This window comes from Pseudomonas sp. PS01298 (genome assembly GCF_029959745.1).
Lineage (GTDB): Bacteria > Pseudomonadota > Gammaproteobacteria > Pseudomonadales > Pseudomonadaceae > Aquipseudomonas > Aquipseudomonas aylmerensis.
This window is the reverse complement of sequence record NZ_JASCPP010000062.1, coordinates 16522-39488: the sequence shown is the minus strand read 5'-3', so window position 1 is coordinate 39488 and position 22967 is coordinate 16522. Positions and strand designations below refer to the sequence as shown.

The 22967-nt window shown below is 64.2% G+C and carries 19 protein-coding genes; 2 read left to right on the top strand and 17 right to left on the bottom strand.

All coding sequences use genetic code 11. The features are described from left to right. Nucleotides 1-112: 112 nt before the first annotated feature. The 9 genes from QMX97_RS20375 to QMX97_RS20335 form a co-directional block, all read right to left on the bottom strand. Nucleotides 113-1609, bottom strand: a complete 1497-nt coding sequence (locus QMX97_RS20375; protein WP_065899519.1) for a YdgA family protein — start codon at nt 1607-1609, stop codon at nt 113-115. 147 nt (nt 1610-1756) lie between these two features. Further along, nucleotides 1757-2389, bottom strand: a complete 633-nt coding sequence (locus tag QMX97_RS20370; RefSeq protein ID WP_065899518.1) for an NADH:ubiquinone oxidoreductase subunit N — start codon at nt 2387-2389, stop codon at nt 1757-1759. Nucleotides 2390-2470: 81 nt separating this feature from the next. Then, the gene (locus QMX97_RS20365; protein WP_065899517.1) at nt 2471-3913 is read right to left on the bottom strand and encodes a TolC family protein; all 1443 of its coding nucleotides are present in this window, start codon (nt 3911-3913) and stop codon (nt 2471-2473) included. Continuing rightward, nucleotides 3910-4800 carry an efflux RND transporter periplasmic adaptor subunit gene (locus tag QMX97_RS20360; protein ID WP_065899516.1) on the bottom strand — a complete coding sequence of 297 codons (891 nt, stop codon included), beginning with the start codon at nt 4798-4800 and terminating at the stop codon, nt 3910-3912. The genes QMX97_RS20365 and QMX97_RS20360 overlap by 4 nt, the downstream gene beginning before the upstream one ends. Further along, nucleotides 4797-5006 (bottom strand): DUF1656 domain-containing protein, encoded by a 210-nt coding sequence (locus QMX97_RS20355; RefSeq protein WP_012721577.1) that lies wholly within the window; start codon nt 5004-5006, stop codon nt 4797-4799. Before QMX97_RS20355 ends, QMX97_RS20360 begins: the two co-directional genes overlap by 4 nt. Continuing rightward, entirely contained in the window at nt 5003-7081 is a 2079-nt protein-coding gene (locus QMX97_RS20350; RefSeq protein WP_282397482.1) for an FUSC family protein, read from the bottom strand. Before QMX97_RS20350 ends, QMX97_RS20355 begins: the two co-directional genes overlap by 4 nt. Next, nucleotides 7078-7488: a MarR family transcriptional regulator gene (locus QMX97_RS20345; protein WP_065899514.1), complete on the bottom strand. Its 411-nt coding sequence runs from the start codon at nt 7486-7488 to the stop codon at nt 7078-7080. The genes QMX97_RS20350 and QMX97_RS20345 overlap by 4 nt, the downstream gene beginning before the upstream one ends. Nucleotides 7489-7753: 265 nt before the next feature. Further along, nucleotides 7754-7999 carry a DUF2789 domain-containing protein gene (locus QMX97_RS20340; protein ID WP_282397481.1) on the bottom strand — a complete coding sequence of 82 codons (246 nt, stop codon included), beginning with the start codon at nt 7997-7999 and terminating at the stop codon, nt 7754-7756. A 33-nt stretch (nt 8000-8032) separates the two neighbouring features. After that, on the bottom strand, nt 8033-9637 hold the full coding sequence (locus QMX97_RS20335; RefSeq protein ID WP_282397480.1) for a glycosyltransferase family 39 protein: 1605 nt from the start codon (nt 9635-9637) through the stop codon (nt 8033-8035). A gap of 179 nt (nt 9638-9816) precedes the next feature. On the opposite strand from QMX97_RS20335, the gene QMX97_RS20330 reads away from it, so the two are divergent. Continuing rightward, nucleotides 9817-11982 carry an outer membrane assembly lipoprotein YfiO gene (locus QMX97_RS20330; protein WP_282397479.1) on the top strand — a complete coding sequence of 722 codons (2166 nt, stop codon included), beginning with the start codon at nt 9817-9819 and terminating at the stop codon, nt 11980-11982. Then, complete coding sequence (locus QMX97_RS20325) at nt 11979-12683, top strand: DUF3142 domain-containing protein (RefSeq protein WP_120447353.1); 705 nt, start codon at nt 11979-11981, stop codon at nt 12681-12683. The genes QMX97_RS20330 and QMX97_RS20325 overlap by 4 nt, the downstream gene beginning before the upstream one ends. Before the next feature lie 107 nt (nt 12684-12790). Here QMX97_RS20325 and QMX97_RS20320 read toward each other — a convergent pair whose 3' ends face one another. From QMX97_RS20320 to QMX97_RS20285, 8 genes are all read right to left on the bottom strand, one after another. Then, the gene (locus QMX97_RS20320; RefSeq protein WP_201143280.1) at nt 12791-15241 is read right to left on the bottom strand and encodes a TonB-dependent siderophore receptor; all 2451 of its coding nucleotides are present in this window, start codon (nt 15239-15241) and stop codon (nt 12791-12793) included. A gap of 92 nt (nt 15242-15333) precedes the next feature. Further along, nucleotides 15334-16284: a FecR domain-containing protein gene (locus QMX97_RS20315; protein ID WP_065899508.1), complete on the bottom strand. Its 951-nt coding sequence runs from the start codon at nt 16282-16284 to the stop codon at nt 15334-15336. After that, nucleotides 16281-16790, bottom strand: coding sequence for a sigma-70 family RNA polymerase sigma factor (locus QMX97_RS20310; protein ID WP_065899507.1), 510 nt, complete (start codon nt 16788-16790; stop codon nt 16281-16283). Before QMX97_RS20310 ends, QMX97_RS20315 begins: the two co-directional genes overlap by 4 nt. A gap of 74 nt (nt 16791-16864) precedes the next feature. After that, nucleotides 16865-18310: an efflux transporter outer membrane subunit gene (locus tag QMX97_RS20305; protein ID WP_065899506.1), complete on the bottom strand. Its 1446-nt coding sequence runs from the start codon at nt 18308-18310 to the stop codon at nt 16865-16867. Next, nucleotides 18307-19365 carry an HlyD family secretion protein gene (locus QMX97_RS20300; RefSeq protein ID WP_282397478.1) on the bottom strand — a complete coding sequence of 353 codons (1059 nt, stop codon included), beginning with the start codon at nt 19363-19365 and terminating at the stop codon, nt 18307-18309. Before QMX97_RS20300 ends, QMX97_RS20305 begins: the two co-directional genes overlap by 4 nt. Nucleotides 19366-19380: 15 nt before the next feature. Further along, complete coding sequence (locus tag QMX97_RS20295) at nt 19381-20916, bottom strand: MFS transporter (protein ID WP_282397477.1); 1536 nt, start codon at nt 20914-20916, stop codon at nt 19381-19383. A 213-nt stretch (nt 20917-21129) separates the two neighbouring features. Next, nucleotides 21130-22050 (bottom strand): LysR family transcriptional regulator, encoded by a 921-nt coding sequence (locus QMX97_RS20290; protein WP_065899503.1) that lies wholly within the window; start codon nt 22048-22050, stop codon nt 21130-21132. Between the two features lie 59 nt (nt 22051-22109). Further along, nucleotides 22110-22958: an ABC transporter permease gene (locus QMX97_RS20285; protein ID WP_106805510.1), complete on the bottom strand. Its 849-nt coding sequence runs from the start codon at nt 22956-22958 to the stop codon at nt 22110-22112. Between the last annotated feature and the right edge of the window lie 9 nt (nt 22959-22967).

Sequence of the window (22967 nt, the reverse complement as noted above, 5' to 3'; positions counted from 1 at the left end):
GCGGGGTTGCGTGCGATAAGGGGGTGACGGCAAGGCTACGCGCCGACCGTTTGACCCTTATCGCAGGCAACCCCGCTCCCCCATTATTTATTTCGGGGTGATGGCGAAATTCTTACTGCGCGCCGCTCACCGCACCGACTTTGGACATCACGAAGCCAATGAACTGCTCAACGGTCATCTTCTGGCCGTTGAAGGTCACTTCATTGTTGGCGTAGTGCAGCTTGGACACCACGTCGCTGCCGACCAGGGTCGCCAGTTGAGTGCCGACCGCCATGCCGCTGACCATCTCGCTGGCCATCTGGGATTGCTGCTCGATGGCTTTAGGATCGGTTACACCACCTACCTGCGCTTGCAGGGCGGCCACGTCGGCGATCATTGGCTTGGACAGGGTCAGGTTGGCGTCCAGCAGGGACACCATCTGCTTGCCCAGCTCGATCGGCGGCAGTTCCATGGAGGCCGGCTTGGCCAGGTCCACGACCAGGCTGAGCTTGCTTTCGCCGTGGGTGGTTTTCAACGACAGGTTTTCCAGCGCCAGGTGCGGCTTGGCGGCCAGCAACTGGTTGACGTTGGCTTCGGCCAGGGTCTGCTCGGCTTCGGTCAGTTGCAGCTCCGGCACCGGTTGGCCGGCAGCGGCGGCGGCTTGCACCGGCTGCATCTTGTCCTGGTACAGCTTGGTCAGCACCAGGCCCGACGGCACGTCAATGTTCTTCAGGCTCACGGCCATGGCAGCGGAGCCAACCGGTTTGCCCTGGTAGCCGATCTCGTCGATCTTGTAGTCGACGCGGCCATCCATGCTGTTGTCTTTGATTTCGCTGGTGTCTTTCTGCTCGAAGCCCTTGAGAGTCAGCACGGCTTTCTGCGGACCGAAGGTCAGCTTGCTGTCGGTCAGCTCAACGGTGTTCTGCCCGGTGTAGAAGCCGAAGGTGGATTTCTCCAGGTTGCTGGCCACGGTCAGGCCGGCAAACTCGGCGTCGAACGGCGTGCCATTGGCATCGATCACGGCGATCTTGAGGCTGTTCATGTAGCCATCGGCCTTGACCTTCTTGCCTTCGGCGGTGCTGTCGAAGTCCAGGTTGGCGCCGGAGAAGCTTGCCGAGGACGTTTCGTCCTTGTACTCCAGGGGCAGCAGTTCGAGGTTACCGCTGACCGAACGGTTGTAGCCGATATTGGCCACGCCCTTGAGCGGCGACACGTCCTTGGCGGCGGCGAACCATTTTTCGGTGGTGGCGTTCTTTTCCAGTTCGTAGTGACTGGTGGCCATGACCGGCAGCCATTTCAGCGACACCAGGCGCGAGAACGGCAGCGGGCCGTGTTCGATATGGTCGACAAACAGCAGTTCGGGATTGGGGTTCTGCTCGCCGAAGAACGAGCCTTGCGCCTTGAGGCGGTAGTGCGCGGTGCTGCTGAACAAGCCACGGTCCAGGGAGACCAGTTCCAGGGCGACGCTGCCATCGACGCCGGCCATGGACCGTTGCAGTTCCTTGTTGGCGTCCTGCACCGCCGTTTGCAGCACGGGCTCCAGCTGCTTACCGGTGTACCAGGCGCCGCCTGCACTGACGACGCCAACGGCGACAACGAAACCCAAGAGAACAACTGCTGGCTTATTCATGAAGTGACCTGATCAAATCCTGTGAGAAGTGGGCTGTCTTCCTTGAACCCCAAAGGGGTTGGCTCAAGCCCGCCGAAAGCGGGGGAAGATTAGCACTGGCGGCCGCGGACGGCCCAGCTTTTCAGAGGGGTCAGGCGTGCAGTTGGTTCACGAGTACTCCAATTCGATCTCGTCGAGCTGGTGGTCAAAACTCTTCAGGCGCGCGGTCCAGGTGTACACCAACACCTCAAACTCGCGGTGTATGACGGCATTGCCCGGGGTGTCGGTCTTGGGGTCGCAGAAGTCCAGTTGGTAGCGCTCGCGGGCCATCTGCGTGGCGACATCGGACAATTCCCGCGCGTTATTCAGCCAATGCCTACCTTCGGCGACCTGCTGATCGAGGGCCACACATTGTTTTTTCAGGACTTCGAGGCTTTTTTCCAGGGGCGTGCCAGTGAGGTCGCCCATGACTTCCTGGAAGGTGCGCCCAGGCTGCCAGTAGCTGCCCCAGAAATAGCGGTCGAACACGGTTTCGACCCGGCGCAGGGCAACCTTGGTGTCCCAGATGGCCACGCGGGTCTTGCCTTGTTCGAGGAGCTTTTTCTTCACGCGTTGATTTTGGTAGGAGGCCCACGCCACGACGCCGATGGACAGCGTGCCAATCACCAGGCACGCGCTGTCGAGAAACACCATGGCCTTGTCGATCTGATGGGCAAGCATGACGCCGTAGAAATAGGCAGCCGATAACAACACCAGTGCGAAGCACACGCACCAGAAAGCGGGAGCATAAGGGTTTTTCATTATTGGAATCCCCATGAGCAAACGCGAGCAGTGTCAGGCGGATCGTCACGGCGATCCACCTGACAAAGCATAGCTACCTGCTCAGGGTTTGCTGCCCTGTGACGCTTGCGTTCGTCCGCTTTCCCAACCACCGCCCAGGGCCAGGAACAGATCGATCTGGCTCATGGCAACCTGGGTGTTGGCCGCGGCCAGTTGCGCGCGGACGTCGGTGTAGGTGCGGGTGGCCTGCAGGTCGGCCAGGAACGACGCGCGGCCGGCCTGGAAGAAGCGGTGGGTCTGGTCGGCGGCTTCCCGCGCGGACTCGCCAGCCTCGGCCAGCGCGTCGCGCCGTTGCAGCTGCGCGGTGTATTGCGCGAGGCCGGTCTGGGTCTCGCGGATGGCATTGAGCACCACGCCATCGAAGTGGGCCAGGGCACCCTGGGTCGCGGCTTCGGCTTCGTGGATGCGCGCACGCGCGCCATTGGTGGGTAACGACCAGCTGATCAACGGGCCAAAGCCCCAGCGGTTGGTGGGAGCGGTACCCAGGTCGTCGAGGATACCGACGGTGCCCACCGTGGCCCCGATGCTGATGTCCGGGTACAGCGCACCGGTCGCGACGCCGATACGCGCGGTGGCAGCGGCGAGTTGACGCTCGGCCTGGCGCACGTCGGGACGGCGCTTGAGCAGGGCCGCGCCGTCGCCCACCGGCAACAACTGGGCGATGTGCGGCAGCTCGGCGCAGGTGGCGGTGCCGGCCGGCAGTTGGTCCAGCGGCTTGGCCAGCAGCATCGACAGGCGGAACAGCCCGGCCTGGCGCGCGGCTTCGTAGCGCGGCATGTCGGCACGCAGGGATTTGTATTGGGTCTGCGAGCGGGTTACCTGGGTTTCATCCCCACGCCCGGCGTCGCGCAGGCGCTGGGTCAGCTTAGTGCTCTGGCCTTGCAGGTCGAGGGATTCGTTGGCAATCGCCAGCTCTTCATTGGCCGCGCAGACCTGGGTATAGGAGCGCACCACATCGGCCACCAGGGTGATGCGGGCGATATCGGCGGCGGCTTGCGCGGCATCGGCGCTGGCCTGGGCGCTTTCGATACCGCGTTGCAGGGTGCCGAACAGATCGAACTGGTACGAGGTGCTGATGCTGGCGCTGCCGATGTTGGCCACCGGGACTTTTTCCGTCAGCAAATAGGCCTCACCCGACTCCTGCAGGCGCTGCGCCTCGGCCTTGGCACCGGCACTCCAACCGCCGGCGGATTCAGCTTCCTGAGTCTGGAAACGCGCGCGTTGCAGGTTGGCGGCGGCCACGCGCAGGTCAGTGTTGGAGGCCATGGCCTGGCGCACCAACTCATCCAGGCGTGGGTCCTTGTAGAGCTTCCACCAGTCGGCCGGCACCGGCGCCGACACCACATTGTTGCCCTCGCCCGCCAGCTGCCCTTGCAGGTCGCCACGGTTGACGGCGGACTTTTCCGGCAGCTTGTAATCTGGCCCTACCACCTGGCAGGCCGACAGCAACAACCCCAACGCAGCGGTTGCCAGGAGCTGCTTCATGGTTTGTCTCCATCTTTGACCTTGTCACCGATGATCGACACCGTCGCCGTACGCCCGGCGATCATGCGAAAGTCCGCCGGCACATCGTCAAAGGCAATGCGCACCGGGATCCGCTGGGCCAGGCGCACCCAGCTGAACGCCGGGTTGACGTTGGGCAGCAGGTTGGAGCCGCTGGTGCGGTCACGGTCTTCGATACCGGCGACGATGCTTTGCACATGGCCGCGCAGGCGCGCGTTGTCGCCGATCACGCGGATGTCCACGCTCATGCCGACGTGGATGCCGTCGAGCTTGGTCTCCTCGAAGTAGCCGTCGATATGGAACGAGTTGCTGTCGACCACCGAGAGCACCGGGCGCCCGGCCGTCACGAACTCCTGGGCACGCGGCGCGCGGTCGTTGACGTAGCCGTCCACCGGGCTGCGGATCACCGAGCGGTCGAGGTTGAGCTGGGCGGAATCCACCGTCACCTGGGCTTCGGCCAGGGCCGATTGCGCACGGGCCACGCGCGATTGGCTTTCTTCCAGTTGCTCGCTGGGCACCAGGTTGCCGAGGCCACGGTTACGCTTGTACTCGCGCTGGGCCTGGGCCAGGGTTTCCTGGCGGTCGGCCACGGCGGCCTGGGCTTGGCGCAGGGCCAGCTTGAAGCGGTCCTGGTCGACGGCGAACAGCACCTGGCCCTTGGTCACCAGTTGGTTGTCGCGCACCTCTACCTGCTGGATCAGCCCGGAGACGTCCGGGGCGATCTGCACGATGTCGGCACGGATGTGCCCGTCACGGGTCCAGGGTGCAAACATGTAGTACATGACCATGCGCCACACAACGACAACCGCAAACGTCACGATCAACAACGTGAGGACTACACGGCCGATGGTCAAAAAAGGTTTTTTCATGTCATCAGGTATCGACTGAGTGAGTCCACCGCGCCCAGCAACAGCGCGTAGAGCCCCACATTGAACAATGCCCGGTGCCAGACCAGGCGATAGAAGTGGACCCGGGTCAACAGCCCGTGCACCACCAGGAACAACACGTACGTAATGCCCATCAGCACCAGCAGCGTGGGCAGGAACACCCCGCTGATATCCAGATCACCGATCATAAAGGCGCTCCATCAGGCAGCGGCGCTTCCATCTCCGTGCCACCAATAAATTCCACCCCCGGCAGCAGCGACAGGCGCAGGCCGGCCAGCGCATGCAGCAGGTGCAGGCGGGTGTCGTCTTCGTCTTGCAGGCCCTGGCCGTTGAGCGCGCGCCGGGTGCGGTCGAGGGTCATCAGCAGACCGCTGGGCGCGGGCAAGCGTTCACCCGCCTTGAGGCAGGCCTTGAAGTAACCGCCCACGCCTTCCACCACCTGGTTGAGCAGCACGCGCGGCACGCCGTAGATGCGCGGCGAGTACGCCAGCAGATCGAGCAGGTTGAGCGCCACGCGCAAATCGCGCAGGGCGGTGCCGGTGTCCTGGTTGATCAGGGCCAGGCGCGGCAGGTGCTGCATCAGGCGGTCGAGCATCTGCACAGCCATATGCCGGTGTTCGGCCAGGGTCGCAGGCTCGGTGAGGCTGACGATGTCGCGCCAGCTGAAACGGGTCAGGCGCTTGGCCGCCAGCTCGGCACCGAAGGGCCGCGCGATCAGCGTCCACACGAACGCGAACAGCAGGCCCACGGGCCCGGCCAGGTTGACGTTGGCGAAGTTGAGGAAGTCCGCGTCGTAGGCGCCCTGGATGCTGATGAACGACGAGGTATTGACCAGCGTCAGCAGCATGCCGAGGTAGAAACGCGGCTGCACCGTGAGCGTGCCGATGCAGATAAACGGCACCGCGAACGCCAGTACCAGCATCGGGAAATCATGCAGGTTGGGCAGCACCAGGAACAGGTACAGGCTGGCGAACAGCACCGACATGGCAGTCCAGAAAAAGAACCGGTAGATCTGCGGCGCCGGGTCGTCCATCGAGGCGAAAAAGCTGCAGGCCACCGCCGCCAGGATCACTGCACTGCCGCCGTCGGTCCAGCCGAGCAGGATCCACAGCACCGAGGCGACGATGATCGCGGTGACCGTGGAAAACGCCGAGTAGAACATCAGGCCACGGTCGAGAAACGGCGTGAGCCGGCCCAGTCTCCAGTGGCGGTAGACCGCGCGCCAGGTGTCCTGGCTTTCGCACTGGATGGCGGCTTGCAGGCTGCGGCAGTCCTGCCACAGGTCGATCCATTCGCCGAGGCGATACAGCGCATTGGAAAACAGCAGCGTGTGGCGGTCGTCCAGGGCTTCGCTTTCGGGTTGCAGGGCGTCGAGTTGGTCACGCAGGGCACGCCAGGCTTCGAGCGGCGCAGCGTGCGTGGTGCTTTCCAGCCATTGCCGGGAGGCTTCCAGTATCGGCGTGATGCGCTCGAGAAACTCCGGCGCGCGATGCTCCAGGGCATACAGGGCATCGTCGAGGGCATCTACCACCGGCAACAGGTGGATCATGCGCCCGCGCAATTCCTTGGTGTTGCGCACCGTCTGCGGCCGCGCGCCTTCGTGAGGCAACTGGCCGATCATCAATTCCAGGGTGTTGAAGGTGGCGACCATGCCGCCACGCAAGGTGCTGACCTCTTCCGGCTGCACATTGCGGCTGAGGAAACGCAGGCTGTAGACCTGCGCGTCGGCAAACCACTTGGCCACCGAGCCGTCGAACACCGGCATCAGGCGACGCGGCCAGAACATCGCACCGACCACCGCCGCGACCGCGATGCCCAGGAAGATTTCTTCCGTGCGCGCCTCGGCCACATCCCACACGGCCAGCGGATTATCCACCACCGGCAGGGCGATCAGCGGCAAGGTGTAGCCAGCCAGCATCAAGGCGTAGTTATTGGCGGTGCGCAGGTGCATGGAGAGGAACAGCAGAATCCCGGTCCACAGCGCGATCACCACCACCAGCACGTAGGGCGACTGCACGAACATCGGCACAAAAACCACCGCCGCCGCCGCGCCCATGAACGTGCCGATGGCGCGGTACAGGGCCTTGGAGCTGGTGGGCCCGACAAACGGGCTGGAGACGATATACACCGTGGCCATCGCCCAATACGGGCGCGGCATCTGCATGAGCATGGCGATATACAGGGCGATCATCGACGCCGCAAAGGTGCGCACGCCGTAGAACCAGTCGCGGGCCGGTGGAAAACCGGTAAAAAATCCGTTCAAAGTGTCGCCGCCTCAAAGGCACGCAATACCCGCAGGGCCGCTTCCAGGTCGTTCGCAGCGATGTCCGCCAGCACGTCCTTGCGCAGGCGCACCAGTTGTTCTTCAACCGCTTGCACCAGCTCGCGCCCACGCTCGGTGAGGCTCAAGGCCTTGGCCCGGCGGTCGTGGACATCTTCGGTGCGGCACACGTAGCCGCCGCTGCACAACTGGTCGAGCAGGCGCACCAGCGACGGGCTTTCCATACCGGAGGCCTGGGCCACCTTGACCTGATGCACACCGTCGCCCAAGCGGCCGATCATCAACAACGGCACGGCGCAGGCTTCGGAAATGCCATAGCTCACCAGCGTGGTCTGGCAGATTTTGCGCCAGTTGCGGGCGCCCACCACCATGCTGCTGCTGAGGTTCATCTGGAGTTGTTCGAGGGTCTGGGACACTGAATAATTCGCATACAGTTAGTTTGCTAACTATCAATATGGTGGATGGATCCAGAGCCGTCAAGTTTTGAAACAATTTGCCGGATGGGTGGTGGACACGCAGGGGTAAGTAAAGCGGGATTCGACGCGGGCGCTGGATTTTCAGCGGGGAATGCTACTTGGCAGCACTTCTGTGGGAGAGGGCTTGCTCCCACGTGCAGATCAGTGATGGATTCAAAGCGACTGAGGCACAGGGCGCCTAGCCCCCTCGACCACCGCGCAACATCAGGTTCAACTCATCCACCACTTCAGCCCAATCCGCATCCTCCAGAATCTCCTCGCGCAGAAACGCGCGCTGACTCTCTGACCAGAAAAACGCCTCCGCCAGGTTCAAATTCGGCTTGAGCGGCGAATGCACCGCCACAAACTGCTCGATACTCACCGGGTCATCCGGCAACCCCAGTTGTTTGAACAGTGACGGCAAGCTGTGCACGGGCGATTCCATGATGGGCTCCTGCTGGAAGGGGTTTAACCGAGTCTAGCGGCAGCCCTCGGGTTGCGCCGACGGCACGTTGCACAACACAAACAGACGCGCCCTCGCGCCGCCGCCGTCCTGACGACTCAGCTCGCGCCAACCCTCGGGCAGCGGGGCGAAATCATCCGGCGCCTCGTTGCTGCTGATCAGCCACACGCGACGGCTTTCGACAGGCAGCGCCGATAGACGGTCGAGGTAGATGCGCCCGCCGTCCTGGTCCACCAGGGTGCCGAAGCCGTAGGCGTTCGGCCGGGTGGGCGTACCGTCGGGCTTGGGCGGGGTGTAGAGCTGCAATTGCGCGTCGGTCTGGTCGTAATACACGTAGCTGAGGTACCACATCATGTCGCTGAGGACGATGCGGTCACCTTCCTGGTAGTTGCGGTTGACGAACTCCACCGGCACGTTGAATTGGTCGTGCTCATCCACCGTGAAGTTGTTTTTGAGACCCACCAATTCCACGCCGACAAACAGCACGAACAGCGCCGCCCCCAGCAGTGAAAAACGCGCGGGCAGGCGGTCGATGGCCAACGCCACGAGCATCGGCAAGGCCAGGGCATAGGCGGTGAGATAGCGCTCGATAAACACCGGGGAGATGAACGACACCCCATACACCAGCAACAGCGGCAGCAGCACAAACAGCGCCAGCAGGCAGGCCGGGCGGTAGCGTTCACGGTCATGCACGGCGGTGATCACCACCACGGCAACCAGCAGCAGCGGGTACAGCCAGAACAGCAGGGGCCAGAAACCGCCGCCTTCATCCTGCAGCACGAACTGCCAGATCATCGACGGCAGGGAGAACAGATTGACCGGGTCTTCCCAGCCAATATCACCGCCGACTTTGAGCTGGTCGACGTGCTGGACCAAATCCCACAGGTTCGGCAACCACGGCAGGTACAGCAACACAATCACGGCGTTGGTCACCCACCATGCCGGGCGCGCGAGCAGGCGCTGGCCGCGCGGTTGCGTGCGCCACAGCACACCGAGGTAGGCCCAATGCACCAACACGCACAGTGCGGTGAAGTAATGGGTGTAAAAACCGGCAGTCATCAACAGCACATACACCGCCAGGTAACGCGTGCGCTCGGGGTGACGCACCCAGTACACCAGCGCCAGCGTGGCAGCCAGCAGCCACACACCCAGCAACGAATACATGCGCACTTCCTGGCTGTAGCGCACTGCCGTGGGCAGCAGCGCCAGCAGGATCCCCGCCAGCACCGCAGCACGCCGGGTGGACAGTTGCCGCGTCAGCCAGATCCCCAGGCCCACGGCGATCACGCCGGGGATCGCACTCATGCCGCGAATCGACAGGATGCTGTCACCGAACAGTTCGATCCAGCCGCGCAGCAGGAAAAAGTACAGCGGCGGGTGCACATCGTGGGCCGCGTGAAACCACAGGTCGGCCGCCGCGTACTCGCTGAGCAGCAGGCTGGAACCTTCATCGCCCCAGATCGCCGCCGAGGTCAGGCCATAAAAACGCAGGCCCACGGCCAGGGCCAGGATTGGCACCCACCACAATCGGCTGAGCCAACCGGCACCTTCCCACGTGAGTCGATTGAATGCGGGCAACGTCCCGACCTTTTCGTTTTGCTCTACCACAGACCGACGCACCTCGATTTCCCTACTACTGCCCTGATTGCCTCAGTGCGAACACCGCCACTCTAGGACAAAAGCCCCCGGTTCGCTTCTGGAATCGGACAAATCAGCAATTTGTGTAGGGCTTCACCGAAGCACCCGCAGGAACAGGCTATTATTGGCGCCCTCCAAGGACTCAGGATCAAGGACACGTCATGCGCATCGGTTTTCTGTCACCCCTGGCACTGGCACTGCTCGCCGGTATTTCCCAGCCGGCACTCGCCAGCTCCGACGACTCGTGCTACCCCGACTGGCGGGTCTCGCATGACAGCCTCGATGCGTGCAGCAACCAGCCCTTTCTCAGCCCCGGCAACGACAGTCGCGTGAACCTGCGCTTGCTGCTGGCCGACAAAAAGGCCGCGCCCCTGGCGCCGAATGCCTTGAGCGAGGACGACCTCTCCCAGGGATTCGGCCCGGTGCCGTTCCCGGCATACCGCCTCGTACCGGTTCCCGCTGCGAACGAAGCGTCCGACAACTCGCCGGGCAACTCGCGTACAGCCGAACTCGAGACGTTGCTGCAACCCCTGGGCATCCCGCGCGGCGACGTCACGCCCGCCGGTGACGCCTTCCTCAACGGCGAAGGCAGCCGTTGCCGCAGCAACAACGAGGACAGCGCCACCGCGTTTATCCGCCAGGTGATCAAGGCCGACATGCCGCCGGCCGAGCGCGACCTGCTGATCAAGGCGCGCCTGCAGTTGCTCGGCACCTGCACCTGGGAGGGCCAGGTGCTGGACGCGCAGCAAACCTCGTCACCCAATGCACAGCTGCTGCGCACTTACCTGCAGGCCGCCGCCGACTTCTACAGCGGACGCTTCAGCGATGCCGAACGGGGCTTTGCCGCCGCCAGCAGCAGCGAGCTGCCATGGCTCAAGGAAACCGCGCTGTACATGACCGCGCGCGCGTCGCTCAATCAGGCGCAGGCCGAGGCGTTCGACCAATACGACATGCCGCAGCTCGACCATGTGGATAAGTCCGCGCTGGGCGATGCCGAAGCGGGCTTTCTCGGCTACCTGAAAACTTATCCACAGGGCGCTTATGTGGCCTCTGCCCATGGCCTGCTGCGCCGGGTGCATTGGCTGGCGAACGATGACGACAAGCTCGCCGCCGACTTTGCCTGGCAACTCACCGACGCCAGCGACGCCCAGCGCAATGTGTCGGTGGACGAACTGGTGGAGGAAGCCGACCTCAAGTTGCTGATAGGCAGCAGTCGCCTCGGCGACCCGATGCTGCAGGCGGTCAGGGACCTGATGCTGATGCGCACCCAAAACCCGCCGCGCTTGAGCCGCGAAGATCTCGACAAGCAGAAAGCCACATTTGCCAACGAGCCGGCCCTGTTCGACTACCTGCAGGCGGTGTACGCCTTGTACGTGGAACATCAACCCGAAAATGCCTTGAAGCACCTGCCCCGGGACGTGCCGTCAAACCTGGATTACTTTGCCTTCAGCCAGCAGACCCTGCGCGCCCTGGCGCTGGAAGCCCAGCAAGACTGGAAAGGCGCCGAGGCGCTCTGGCTGCAACTGCTGCCGCTGGCCAAGCAACCACTGCAACGCGATCAGCTGGAACTGGCCCTGGCCATGAACTACGAGCGCAGCGGCCAGTTGGCCAAGGTGTTTGCGGCCGACTCGCCGATCAGCGCCAAGCAGGTGCGCTACATCCTGCTGCGCAACGTCGCCGGGCCTGAGTTGCTGCGTCAGCAAATTGCCCAGGCCAGCGACCCGCTGGAGCGCCAGACCGCGCAATTCGTGCTGCTCTACAAAGACCTGCTGCACGGCCAGTTCGCGACCTTCGCCGAGGACTTCAAGCAACTGCCCGCCCAGGCGCCGGAAGACAAACTGGGCACCAGCCTGGGCTACGTCTACAGCGCCAGCCAGAGCTTGAAACTGTTCCAATGGAACGGCGACAAAGCCGAATCCGGCTATGCCTGCCCGAGCATTTTGCACACCGCCGGGATGCTTCAAGCCGACGCGAAAAACCCTCAGGGCCTGAACTGCTTCGGTGAGTTCATCCTGCGTAACGGCCTCGACGGCATGCCGCTTGAGCAAGCGCGCGCCGCCGGTAGCCTGGGCAGCACTGCATCGGACTTCAAGGGTGAAACCTTCTCGCGACTGGACGGTTACAAGCTCGTCATCGGCAATCCCAAGGCGCCGAAGAATGACAAGGCCTATGCACTGTTCCGCGCCATCAACTGCTACGCGCCCGCCGGCTACAACAGCTGCGGCGGCCAGGACGTCGAGCCGGCCGTGCGCAAGGCCTGGTTCCGCCAGCTCAAGAGCGGATTTGCCGACACCCAGTGGGGCAAGTCGCTGCAGTACTACTGGTGAAGCACCTGTGGCTCGGCTTGCTGTTGCTGGCAAGCCCGGCCTTCGGCGCCGTCGACGCGGGTGACTACGACGCCTTCTGGCTGTGGAGCGGCGTCGCACCGCAGCCGGTGCTCAAGCAGGCCAAGACCCTGTACATCCTCCAGGGCCAGATCAACGCTACACGCCGCGCCCCGCAGCGCGGTGTGCAACTGATCGCCCAGGGCATCAGCGTGCCGCGCCTGAGCCGCGGTGAAGTCTGGGTGGTGTATCGCGCCCATACCCTGCACTGGCCGGAGCGCGTCTACACCCAACTGCTGGGCCAGGTGCAACGTTGGCGCGACGCGGGCAACCCGGTGGTCGGCATCCAGATCGACTTCGACGCCCGCACCCAATACCTGCACGAATACGCCGACTTCCTGCGCGACCTGCGCCAACGCCTGCCGGCCGACCTGCGCCTGAGCATCACCGGCCTGATGGACTGGAGCAGCAACGCCGACCCCGCCGCGATCGCCCAGCTCAAGGGCGTGGTGGACGAGGTCGTGGTGCAGACCTATCAAGGGCGCCAGAGCATCCCGGACTACGCGGCATACCTGCCCCGAATGAATCGGCTGGGGCTGCCGTTCAAGATCGGGCTGATCCAGGGTGGGGAGTGGGATGAGCCTGGGTATTTGCAGGGGAGTGAGTGGTTCAGAGGGTATGTGGTGTTTCTACGGAACCCGTGAAAGGCACAAAACTGTAGGAGCCCGGCTTGCCGGCGATGACGGCCTGAAGAGCTGAGGTGCTTTCAGACCTTATCGCCGGCAAGCCGGGCTCCTAAAGGTTCAGGGGGTCACCAGTCATACGTCAGGCTTGAGACCACCGTGCGCCCTGCTCCGTAGTAGCAATCCAGGTCGCTGGTGCACTGCGACACATACGTCTTGTTGGTGAGGTTCTGCACGTTCATCGCCAGTTTCACGCCCTTGAGCTTGAGCGGTGAGGCGCCCAGGTCGTAACTCAGGCTCGCGTCGTAGACGCTGTACGACGGCACGCTGAACGCGCCCTCGAAGTAGTCGCCCAGGCTTTGGCGCGCATAGCGAACGCCCAGTCCGGCGCCGACGCCGGCCAGCGGCGTATCGCCCAGCACGGTGTAGTTGACCCACATCGAGGCAGTGAGCGGCGAGATCCCGGCAGGATGGCGGCCTTCACGGCCTTCTTCATCCTTGGTGTACTTGATGTCGTTGCGCGAGGCCGAGGCGATGACTTCCCAGGCATCGCTGAGGGCCGCCTTGGCTTCCAGCTCCACACCGCGCGAGCGCATGGCGCCGCTCTGGGTGCTGAAGGTCTCGGTGGGGTTGGTGGTGATCACGTTTTCCTGGTCCAGCTGATACACCGACACCTGCACAAAACTCTTCTGGCCCGGCGGCTGGTACTTCATGCCGACTTCATATTGCTTGCCGGTGGAGGGGTCGAACGGTTTGCGCTGGGCGTCGGTACCGGTCAGCGGCAGGAACGACTCCGAGTAGCTGACAAAAGGCGCCAAGCCGTTATCGAACAGATACACCAGGCCCGCGCGGCCGGTGAAGGCTTCGTCCTTGCTGGCAAAACGCGTGCCTTGCAGCGGCTCCTTGTTCACCACGCTGGCCCAGTCATAGCGACCGCCGAGCACCACGGCCCACTTATCCAGTTTGATCTGGTCCTGCACGTACAGCCCGGTCTGGCTCAGGGTGCGGTCCCAACGATACGGCTGGCCGAAATCCAGGCGTTGGCCGTAGACCGGCTTGAACAGGTCGATCACCGGCGGATTGCGGTCATACCGGCCATGGAACAGGGAGCCGGAGTGGTAGTAATCCAGGCCGATGATCAGGGTGTGGGCCAACGCGCCCGTGTCGAATTCGGCCTGGGCAATGCTGTCCACGCCAAACACTTTGTTGTTCTGCGCCCAGTCCACGCCGAAGCGTTGCAGGTAGCGTTGGTCCTGCACGCCGGTGGCCGGGTTGGCGACGAAACGGTAGCCGTGCAACGGCGCGGTGTAGCGGTCATCCACCTCGGCGTAGCGCGCGTTTTGCTTGAGGGTCCAGGTCTCGTTGAGGCGATGGGAAATCTCGTAGCCCAGCGCGTACTGCTCGCGGTTGTACTGGTTGACGCCCGGCTCGCCGAGGAACAGGTCGCGCTTGATCTTGCCATTGGGGTTCGCCCACAAGGTGCCGGACGCCGGCAGGCCTTGGGCTTCGGGCACGCCTTTGTCTTTCTGATACTGGGCGAACAGCGTCACGCGGGTGTCGTCGCTGGGCTGCCAGGTGAGGCTGGGCGCGATGAACTGGCGCTTGTTTTCGACGTAATTGATCTCGTCCTGCGCGTCGTTGGCCAGGCCGGTGAGGCGGTAGAGGAATTGCCCCTGCTCATCCAGCGGGCCGCTGAGGTCGATGGCCGCGCTCTTGTGCTCATAGGTGCCGGCTTGCAGCACCACCTGGTGCACCGGGGTTTCGCTGGGGCGCTTGCTGACCATGTTAACGATACCGCCAGGCTGGTTCTGCCCATACAGCACCGAGGCCGGGCCCTTGAGCACTTCGATGCGCTCCAGGGAGTAGGGCTCGATCTGCAACGCGCCACCCGTGCTGCCGCCGCCGTAGGGCAGGTGCAAACCGTCGAGGTACAAGGGCGTTGGCGTGAAGCCGCGCGAGGTCGGCTCGTCGAACAACTTGACCCGGTCAGCAAAGCCGCCGGCGGTCATGCCTGGGGTGTAGAGCAACGCCTGGGTGACACTCTGGGCCCCGCGCGCCTTGATCTCGGCGGCGGTGATCACGTTGATGGTCTGGGGAATTTCCACCAGTGCCGAATCAGTCTTGCTGCCGGACGCGCTGCGCGTGGCGACGATACCGTCCACCGGTCCCCAGGCGCTTTCCTGGGCCTGCTGGCCGCTGATCTGGGTGGCACCGAGCTGCAACGGCCCGCCACCGGAAATCGCCTGCAACGACCACCCGCCCTGGGCCTGCACCGCCACCAGGCCGCTGCCCGCGAGCAACCGCTCCAGGCCCGACCCGACGCCGTAACGCCCCTGCAGGCCGCCACTGCGTTTGCCCTCGGTCAATGTGGCGTCGACCGATAACAAAATGCCCGAGGCACTCGCGAAATGGTTCAAGGCCTGATCGAGACTGCCCGCCGGGATGTTGTAGGCGCGCATTGCCTCAGTGGTGTCTTCGGCGTGAACCTGGATCGGCAGCATCGGCACCGTCGCCAGCAGGCTGACAAACAAGCCACGGCGCAGGGCGCGGGCCAAGGGTTGGATTGGGTGGTGCGGCATTGCAGGACTCCCCGTGAGAACGCTTCTTGATTGGCTTTCAAGAGGTATCCCGAACGGATCGCGCAAACCGACAAGAGCTGAAGAAAAAATAATCAGGCCCGCGCCTTGATGGTCACCCAGTAGCGCGTCACCGACTGTACCTGCACCGGCAGCGAACGCTCCAGGGCCGCGAGGATTGCGTCGGTATCGTTCAGGGGGAAGACACCAGTGAGCAGCAGGCCCGACACCGCCTGGTCACAACGCAACAGGCCGGGGCGGTAACGGCTCAGTTGCGCGACGAACTCGCCCAACGGCTGGCGCTCGGCGATCAGCCGATGCTCGGTCCAACTGCTGGCTGCGGCGCTCACTGGCGGCAGCGCTGAACTGTGCCGCGCATCGAACCACAGGCTGTCGCCGGCATTCATCTGCACCGCCGGGCCATGTCGCGGGGTCACTCGCACGCGGCCTTCGTACAGGTCGACGCGGCTCCCCTCGGGCAGTTCACGCACGGCGAAACGAGTGCCCAGCGCCTGCACATCACCGGCAGGCGTTTCGACGATCAGCGGGCGCACCGGGTCGTGGCCGCTGGTCAGCAGGACCTCGCCACGGATCAAGCGAATGCGCCGCTCGCTGGCGCTGAAACGCAGGTCCACCGCGCTGTCGCTGTTCAGGTCCAGGCGCGTGCCGTCGCTGAGGGTAACGTGGCGAATCTCGCCGGTGGGGGTGCGGTAGTCGGCGAAGGTGGCCTGCCAGGGTTCGCTGCGTTGCACCAGGTAGCCGCTGCCGCCGGCCACCAGCAGCAGGCCGAGCAGCTTGAGCGCGGCGCGGCGCTGGGTGTCCGGGGTGTCGCGCAACACCGCTCGGGCGCTGTCGACCGGCACGCCGCCGAGGGTTTGCTGCAGGTGCTGCAAGCGTTGCCAGGCGCGGCGATGCTCCGGATCGGCTGCCTGCCACTGGGCAAACGCTTCGTGCTGCTGGCCCTGCAGCTCACCGCCCCACTGCAGCATCAGCCATTCGCTGGCCTGCTCGACAATGGCCGGGGCGATGGGCGCGTCATGCCTCATTCTGCGTACGCCACCTGGTAGCAGGCGACGATGGCGCGGGTCATGTACTTCTGCACCGAGCTGACGGTCACGCCCAGGCGCTCGGCGATCTGCGCATAGCTCAAGCCTTCGAACTGCGACAGCAGGAATGCACGGCGCACATTATCGGGCATGCGGTCGAGCATGGCGTCGATCTGCATCAGCGTTTCGAGGATCAGCGCGCGGGTCTCCAGCGACGGCGACTCAGGCTCAGGCAAGTGCGCAATGCTTTCCAGGTAGGCGCGCTCGATGCGCAGGCGACGCCATTGGTCGATCACCAGGTTGCGCGCGATCTGTGCCAGGTAGCTGCGGCTTTCCTTGTCACCGGGGAAGCGCCCGGAGACCAGCAGGCGCAGGAAGGTGTCCTGCGCCACGTCAGCGGCATGTTCACGATCGCCCAGGCGCTTGCGCAGCCAGCCTTGCAGCCAGCCGTGATGATCGCGGTACAGGAGGTGAAGCTGTTGCTGGCCGTTGGTCGCGGTGTCCATGAAAAGCTCAGATACACGATTGAGAGCAATTATCATTACACCTTGTTTCGCGGCTGGCAAAAACTCTTTGCGGTCTAGCGCCCGGCAGTTTGCAGCGGATACACCGATTCCCAGCCGCCGCCCAACGCTTTGTACAAGCCGACCATGGCCAGCGACACCCCGGTAGAACTCTCCACCCACTGCTCCTGAGTCGCCAGCAGCGCGCTCTGGACGGTGAGTACGTTGACGAAATCCACCACGCCTTCGACGTACTGCTGTTGTGCCGTGCTCAGGGCGATCTGGTTCTGGCGCACCGCTTCGGCGAGGCTGTCGCGGCGCAGTTGGCTGGCGTTGTAGCGGGTCAGTTGGTCGTCGATTTCATGCCAGGCGCGCAGCACCGTCTGCTGGTACGCGAGGGCCGCTTCCTGCTGCTGGGCTTCGCGCAGGTCCAGCATGCCCTGCAGGCGCCCGCCGTTGAACAACGGCAGGCTCAATTGCGGGCCGAAGGCAAACGCGCGCGAGCCCCACGAGCCAAAATCCGACAGCTGCATGGCCTGCGAGCCGAGGCTGCCGGACAAGGTGATGCGCGGGTAAAAATCGCCCTTGGCCACGCCAATACTGGCGGTGGCGGCGTGCAGGCGCGCCTCGGCCTGGCGGATATCCGGACGACGCTCGGCCAGCTCCGACGGCAGGCCGATGGCGACCTGGCGCTGGGTCTGCGGCACGCCAGCGTCCTTGGACAGTTGCGCGTGCAAGGCCTGGGGCGGTTCGCCCATCAACAGGCTCAGGGCGTTGATCAATTGGTCCTGGCGTTGCTGCAGATCCGGCAGGCGCGCTTCGATGGCGGCGACCTGGGCGGCGGCTTCGGCCACGTCCAGGTCGGTGGCCACGCCGTCGGCCAGGCGCAGTTGCGACAGCTTGAGGCTGTGGCGCGCGACGTCGAGGTTTTGCTCGGTGACGGCGCGGGTATTCTGCACGCCGCGCAGTTGAATGTAGTCCTGGGCAGTCTCGGCGAGCACCGACAACAGCACGGCGCGGCGGTCGTTTTCGGCCACTTGCAGGGTGGCGTCGGCGGCTTCGGTTTCGCGTTTGACGCGGCCCCAGAAATCCAGCTCCCACGACGCGGTGAACCCCATGTCCCACTGGTTGAAGGCCGACCGGCCATTTTCGCCGGACGGGTCGCTCAAGCCTTTGCCGCTGTTGCGCTGGCGCAGGTAATCGCCGGTGGCGTTGACGTTGGGATAGCGCTCGGCGGTGGTCACCTGGCGCACCGCGCGGCTTTGTTGCAGGCGGCTGCTGGCGAGCTTCAAGTCGAGGTTATCGGTCAGCGCACGGCGTGTGAGTGCCGACAGTTGCGCGTCGTGGAACACATCCCACCAGCGCTCCTGCAGTGGGTCGCTGACCGCGCGACTGGCGGCCTGACGGCCCTGCGGCTCGGCCCATTGCGTCACCTGCGGGCTCTGGGGCCGCTGGAAATCCGGGCCGACGGTGCACGCGCTCAGGCTGATCAGGCTCACGGTGAGCCAGGCAAGGTGTCTCATTGCTGGGCCACCTCACGTCGCTGTGCGACAGGCCGGGTGTCGACACTCGCTTTCACGGACATCCCCACGCGCAGGCGCTCGGTGTGGGCCTGGTTGGGCTCGAGCACGATCTTCACCGGAATGCGCTGCACCACCTTGGTGAAGTTGCCGGTGGCGTTGTCCGGCTTGACCGAAGCGAAGGTCACCCCGGTCGCCGGCGCAAGGCTTTCCAGGTGGCCGTTGAGCAACTCGCCGTCGAGACTGTCGACGCGCACCTGCACGGCCTGACCGGCGTGCATATGCGAGAGCTGGGTTTCCTGGAAGTTGGCCACCACGTAGGCCTCGGCCAGCGGCACCACCGCGAGGATCTTGCTGCCCGGCGTCACATAGGCGCCGACCCGCACCGCACGCTCACCGACCATGCCATCCACCGGCGCGACGATGCGCGTGTAGGACAGCTGATAACTGGCCATTTCCAGCGCCGCCTGGGCGCGCTTGAGCCCACCTTCGGCGGCATCGCGCTGAGCCGTGAGGATTTCCACCTGCTTGCGCTCGGCCGCCAGCACCGCCGTGGCATTGGCCAGGCGTGCGGTGGCCTGGTCGATACGGGTCTTGGCTTGCTGAGCGTTTTGCACGGTGCCTGCGCCGACGCCGGCCAGATGGTTGTAGCGATTCAGTTCGTGCTCAGCGAAGGCCACTTCAGCGCGGTCTGCCGCCACGGTGGCCTGGGCCTGGGCGATCACCGAGCTTTGGCGCTCCAGGGTCGCGCTGGCGTTTTTCAGCTGGGCCTGGGCGACCAGGGTGTCGGCATCGGCCGCTTGGGCGGCGGCGCGAAAATCACGGTCGTCGATCAGCGCCAGCAGTTGGCCGGCCTTGACGCGCTGGTTGTCTTCCACCAGCACTTCCTTGATAAAACCGGCCACGCGCGGCGCGACCAGGGTGAAGTCGGCGGCGACGAAGGCATCGTTGGTGGTCTGGCGCTTGCTGCCCAACACACCGGGCGCCACCAGGTACACCAGCACGCCGACGGCGAACACGGCGATAACGGAGACGGCAATTTTGTCTTTGCGTTTCATGAAAATTCCTTGTGGCTAGGTCGGTGCGCGAGGCGGGAAAATCCGCGTGGGCATCCAGAAAATCAGCAGGATCAACGCCACCGCGACGGCGGCCATGACGTAGTAGAGATCCGAAGAAGTGAGCACCACGGCCTGCTCGTGCAGGCGGTGGGCAAGGCCCGGCGCATCACCCTCGGCCAGCGGCGAGTTGCCCAGGCCGTCGACCAGCATGGTCGAGTGAAAATGCAGGCGCTGGGTCGTCAGCGCATCCAGCACGCCGGTGGCGATCACGGCGGCCAGGCCTTTGACGGTGTTGAACCAGGCCGAGGCGAACGGCCCGTCTGCCGGCTGGATACTGCCGGTGGAGAGCATCAGCAGCGGCAGCACGGCCATGGGTTGCCCGAAAATCTGCAGCAGGTACAAGCCGTAGAAATCGTCGCGAATCCACTCCGACGTGAGGTGCGCGCTCCCGACGCAGCACAGCACCAGCATGCCCAGCCCGGTGCCCAGTACCCAGCGGCAATCGATCCAGCGCAGGTTGCACAAGGCGGCTACCAGCGGCAGCGCGATCAATTGCGGCAGCGCCATCAACAACATCACCGGCGCGGTTTGCAGCGGGCGATAACCCTGGACCTGGGCAAGGAAACTCGACGGGATGATGATCACCGAGGTCAGCACCATCAGCACGCCGGCCAGCACGATCAAGGCAAACGACAGGTTGCGCAGGCCGAGCATCTGCAGCTTGAAAAATGGCATCGGGTGCGACCATTCGTTGAGCATGAACAGCACCAGTAACACGGTGCCGCCGCTCAGCAGGAAGGTGGTCAGGCCCGACTCGAACCAGTCCAGGCGGTTGCCCTGCAGGATGCCGATCACCAGCATGCAAATCGCCGGAAACCCCAACAGCAGGCCGCGCCAGTTGAACTGCTTGAATCGCTCCAGGCGCACGGGGTCCTGCGGCAAGCCGTAGGCCACGGCGGCCATCGCCACAAGGCAGGGGCCGACGATCTGCCAGAACGCCCACTGCCAGCCGACATATTCGGTCCACAGCGCCGCCAGCGGCGTGCCGAGGCTCGGGCCGAAGGTGGCAGTGAGCGCATAACCGGCCAGGCCATACAGCTTGACGTTGGCGGGCAGGAAACGCAGCGCCACGGTCATCAGCATCGGCGGCAACGCCCCGCCGGCCAGGCCTTGCACGGTGCGCAGCACCAGCAGGCTTTCGTAGTTCGGCGCAAACGGGCACAGGATGCCGAGCACAGTGAACAGGCCAATGGCGCACAGAGTGAAGCGGCGCAGGGAGAAGGTCACCGAACACCAGGGCGCAAAAGCCATGGCCGACACCGAGGTGGCGGTGTAGGCGGCAACCAGCCAGGTGCCTTCGTCGAAACCGATGTAGAGCGCGCCGCGAATATCCGCGAGGGCCACCTTGGTGACCATCTCGTTGAGACCGGAGACCAGCACCGCCAGCAACACGCCGACCAGGCCGATGATGATGCGCGGGCCGAATACAGGCGGGGTGATAGCGGTGGGCTTGGCTGCGGCCTGGAGTGCGGGAGCAGCGAGGGAAGTCATGAACAGGCAACTCGGAATGGTAAATACCCGAGCAGTTTAATCAGGCGTACACATGACAAAAAGTTACTTGTCGGCAGGTTATAACTGCACCAGACGCAATCCTTAACTCACTATTAACTCGTGCTTGGGGCGATGGCGGCCTGGATCACGTCGAGGTATTCGCCGAGCCTGCGCTATCGCCGGCAAGCCGGCTCCTACAGGGGCTATGGGGTGTCAGGTGGGTTGCGCTTCGAGCCAGGTGGCGTGGCAACTCTCGCGCATGGTTTCGCGCAGCCATTTGTGGGCCGGGTCTTTGTCGAAACGCGGGTGCCAGGATTGGGCCAATACCAGCGTCGGCAGCGAGATCGGCAAGGCAAACGCGCGCAGTGGCAGCTTCAGGCGATTGGCGCTGAGCAGCGCTTCCTTGGGCACCGGCAGCAGCAGGTCGGAATCGGGCAGCATGAACATCGCGCCGTGAAAGCCCGGGGCGATCATCGCCACGCGGCGCTCCAGGCCCTGGGCGTTCAGTGCGGTGTCGATCGGGCCGCGGGCGATGCCACGCCGCGAGATGCTGATGTGGGAATAGCTGGCGAAGCGCGCTGCGGTGATCTCTTCGTCGAACAACGGGTGATCTTCCCGCGCCAGGCCGACGAAAGTGGTGGAAAACAGGTTCTGTACTTTCACTTCGGGACTGACCGGCATGGTATTGCTCACGCGCAAATCCAGGCGCCCTTCACGCAGCGCCTCGTCGTCGGTGTCCCCTTCGGGCACGAAGCACAGCTCGCACAGCGGCGCCATGCGCTCCATGGTGTCGAACAGACGACCGCCATACACGCCGATAAAAAAGTCGTTGGCGCGCACGCTGAAGCGCCGGCGCAAGGTGCTCAGGTCGACCTGGTCCGCCGAACGAAACAGCAATGCAGCCTGCTCCACCACGTTGCGCACCTGGCCTTGCAACTGCAGGGCCTTGGGCGTCGGCACCAGGCCGCGACCGGCGCGCACCAGGATCGGGTCGCCTACCGCTTCGCGAATACGCGTAAGGGTGCGGCTCATGGCCGCCGGGCTGAGGTTCATCCGTCGCGCGGCACCGACCACGCTGCCCTCGTCGAGTAATGCGTCGAGGGCGACCAGCAGGTTCATGTCCGGTAGTTGCATGCCAAGCACTCGTGATCAGTGGGGAGTGAGCGGAATGCAATCCTAGCAGGCCGGGCGAATCAGCGCTGCATGCCCCAGCGCTTTACCGTCAGACGCTCGAAGGTGTCGAACACCAGGTTTTCCACGAGCAGGCCGATCAGGATCACCACCGCGAGCCCGGCAAACACCTTGTCGGTGTACAGCTCGTTGCGGTTCTGGAAGATGTACCAACCCAGGCCGCCCTTGCCGCTGGTAGCCCCGAACACCAACTCGGCGGCGATCAGCGTACGCCAGGCAAAGGCCCAGCCGATCTTGAGGCCGGCGAGGATCGACGGCAGCGCCGCCGGGATCAGGATGAACAGCACAAAACGCATGCCCTTGAGCCCATAGTTGCGGCCGGCCATGCGCAGGGTTTCGGACACGCCGAGAAATCCCGAATAGGTGTTGAGCGCCAGCGCCCACAGCACCGAATGCACCAGCACGAAGATCAGGCTGTTCTGCCCCAGGCCAAACCACAGCAGCGCCAGCGGCAGCAGGGCGATGGCCGGCAACGGGTTGAACATCGAGGTCAGGGTGCTGAGCAGGTCGCGGCCCAGTTGCGTCGACACAGCCAGGGTGGTCAGCGCGAACGCCAGCACGATACCAATCAGGTAACCCTTGATCAGCACCACCAGCGAAATGCTCACTTTGCTCAGCAATTCACCGCTGAGCAAGCCGTCGTACAGTGCGTGAGCGGTCTGCAGGAAACTGGGCAGCAACAGGTCGTTGTTCTGATAACGCGCGACCGCTTCCCAGAGGATCGCGAGCACGATCAGGATCAGGCCTTTGCGCAGCCAGCCTTGTTGCCACAGGCGTTGGCGCAGGGGCAGCTCGCGTTCCACGGGAACGCTGAGCAGCGGCTCGAGGGTAATTTCGTATTCCTGGCGCATGGGTTGTCC

Bases quoted from the DNA above. Each gene is read 5' to 3' on its own strand.
- QMX97_RS20320 (WP_201143280.1), bottom strand. From the start codon at position 15,241: ATGCCGCACCACCCAATCCAACCCTTGGCCCGCGCCCTGCGCCGTGGC.
- QMX97_RS20310 (WP_065899507.1), bottom strand. From the start codon at position 16,790: ATGGACACCGCGACCAACGGCCAGCAACAGCTTCACCTCCTGTACCGC.
- QMX97_RS20330 (WP_282397479.1), top strand. From the start codon at position 9,817: ATGCGCATCGGTTTTCTGTCACCCCTGGCACTGGCACTGCTCGCCGGT.
- QMX97_RS20305 (WP_065899506.1), bottom strand. From the start codon at position 18,310: ATGAGACACCTTGCCTGGCTCACCGTGAGCCTGATCAGCCTGAGCGCG.
- QMX97_RS20300 (WP_282397478.1), bottom strand. From the start codon at position 19,365: ATGAAACGCAAAGACAAAATTGCCGTCTCCGTTATCGCCGTGTTCGCC.
- QMX97_RS20360 (WP_065899516.1), bottom strand. From the start codon at position 4,800: ATGAAAAAACCTTTTTTGACCATCGGCCGTGTAGTCCTCACGTTGTTG.
- QMX97_RS20315 (WP_065899508.1), bottom strand. From the start codon at position 16,284: ATGAGGCATGACGCGCCCATCGCCCCGGCCATTGTCGAGCAGGCCAGC.
- QMX97_RS20370 (WP_065899518.1), bottom strand. From the start codon at position 2,389: ATGAAAAACCCTTATGCTCCCGCTTTCTGGTGCGTGTGCTTCGCACTG.
- QMX97_RS20340 (WP_282397481.1), bottom strand. From the start codon at position 7,999: ATGGAATCGCCCGTGCACAGCTTGCCGTCACTGTTCAAACAACTGGGG.
- QMX97_RS20365 (WP_065899517.1), bottom strand. From the start codon at position 3,913: ATGAAGCAGCTCCTGGCAACCGCTGCGTTGGGGTTGTTGCTGTCGGCC.
- QMX97_RS20375 (WP_065899519.1), bottom strand. From the start codon at position 1,609: ATGAATAAGCCAGCAGTTGTTCTCTTGGGTTTCGTTGTCGCCGTTGGC.
- QMX97_RS20290 (WP_065899503.1), bottom strand. From the start codon at position 22,050: ATGCAACTACCGGACATGAACCTGCTGGTCGCCCTCGACGCATTACTC.
- QMX97_RS20345 (WP_065899514.1), bottom strand. From the start codon at position 7,488: ATGAACCTCAGCAGCAGCATGGTGGTGGGCGCCCGCAACTGGCGCAAA.
- QMX97_RS20285 (WP_106805510.1), bottom strand. From the start codon at position 22,958: ATGCGCCAGGAATACGAAATTACCCTCGAGCCGCTGCTCAGCGTTCCC.
- QMX97_RS20355 (WP_012721577.1), bottom strand. From the start codon at position 5,006: ATGATCGGTGATCTGGATATCAGCGGGGTGTTCCTGCCCACGCTGCTG.
- QMX97_RS20295 (WP_282397477.1), bottom strand. From the start codon at position 20,916: ATGACTTCCCTCGCTGCTCCCGCACTCCAGGCCGCAGCCAAGCCCACC.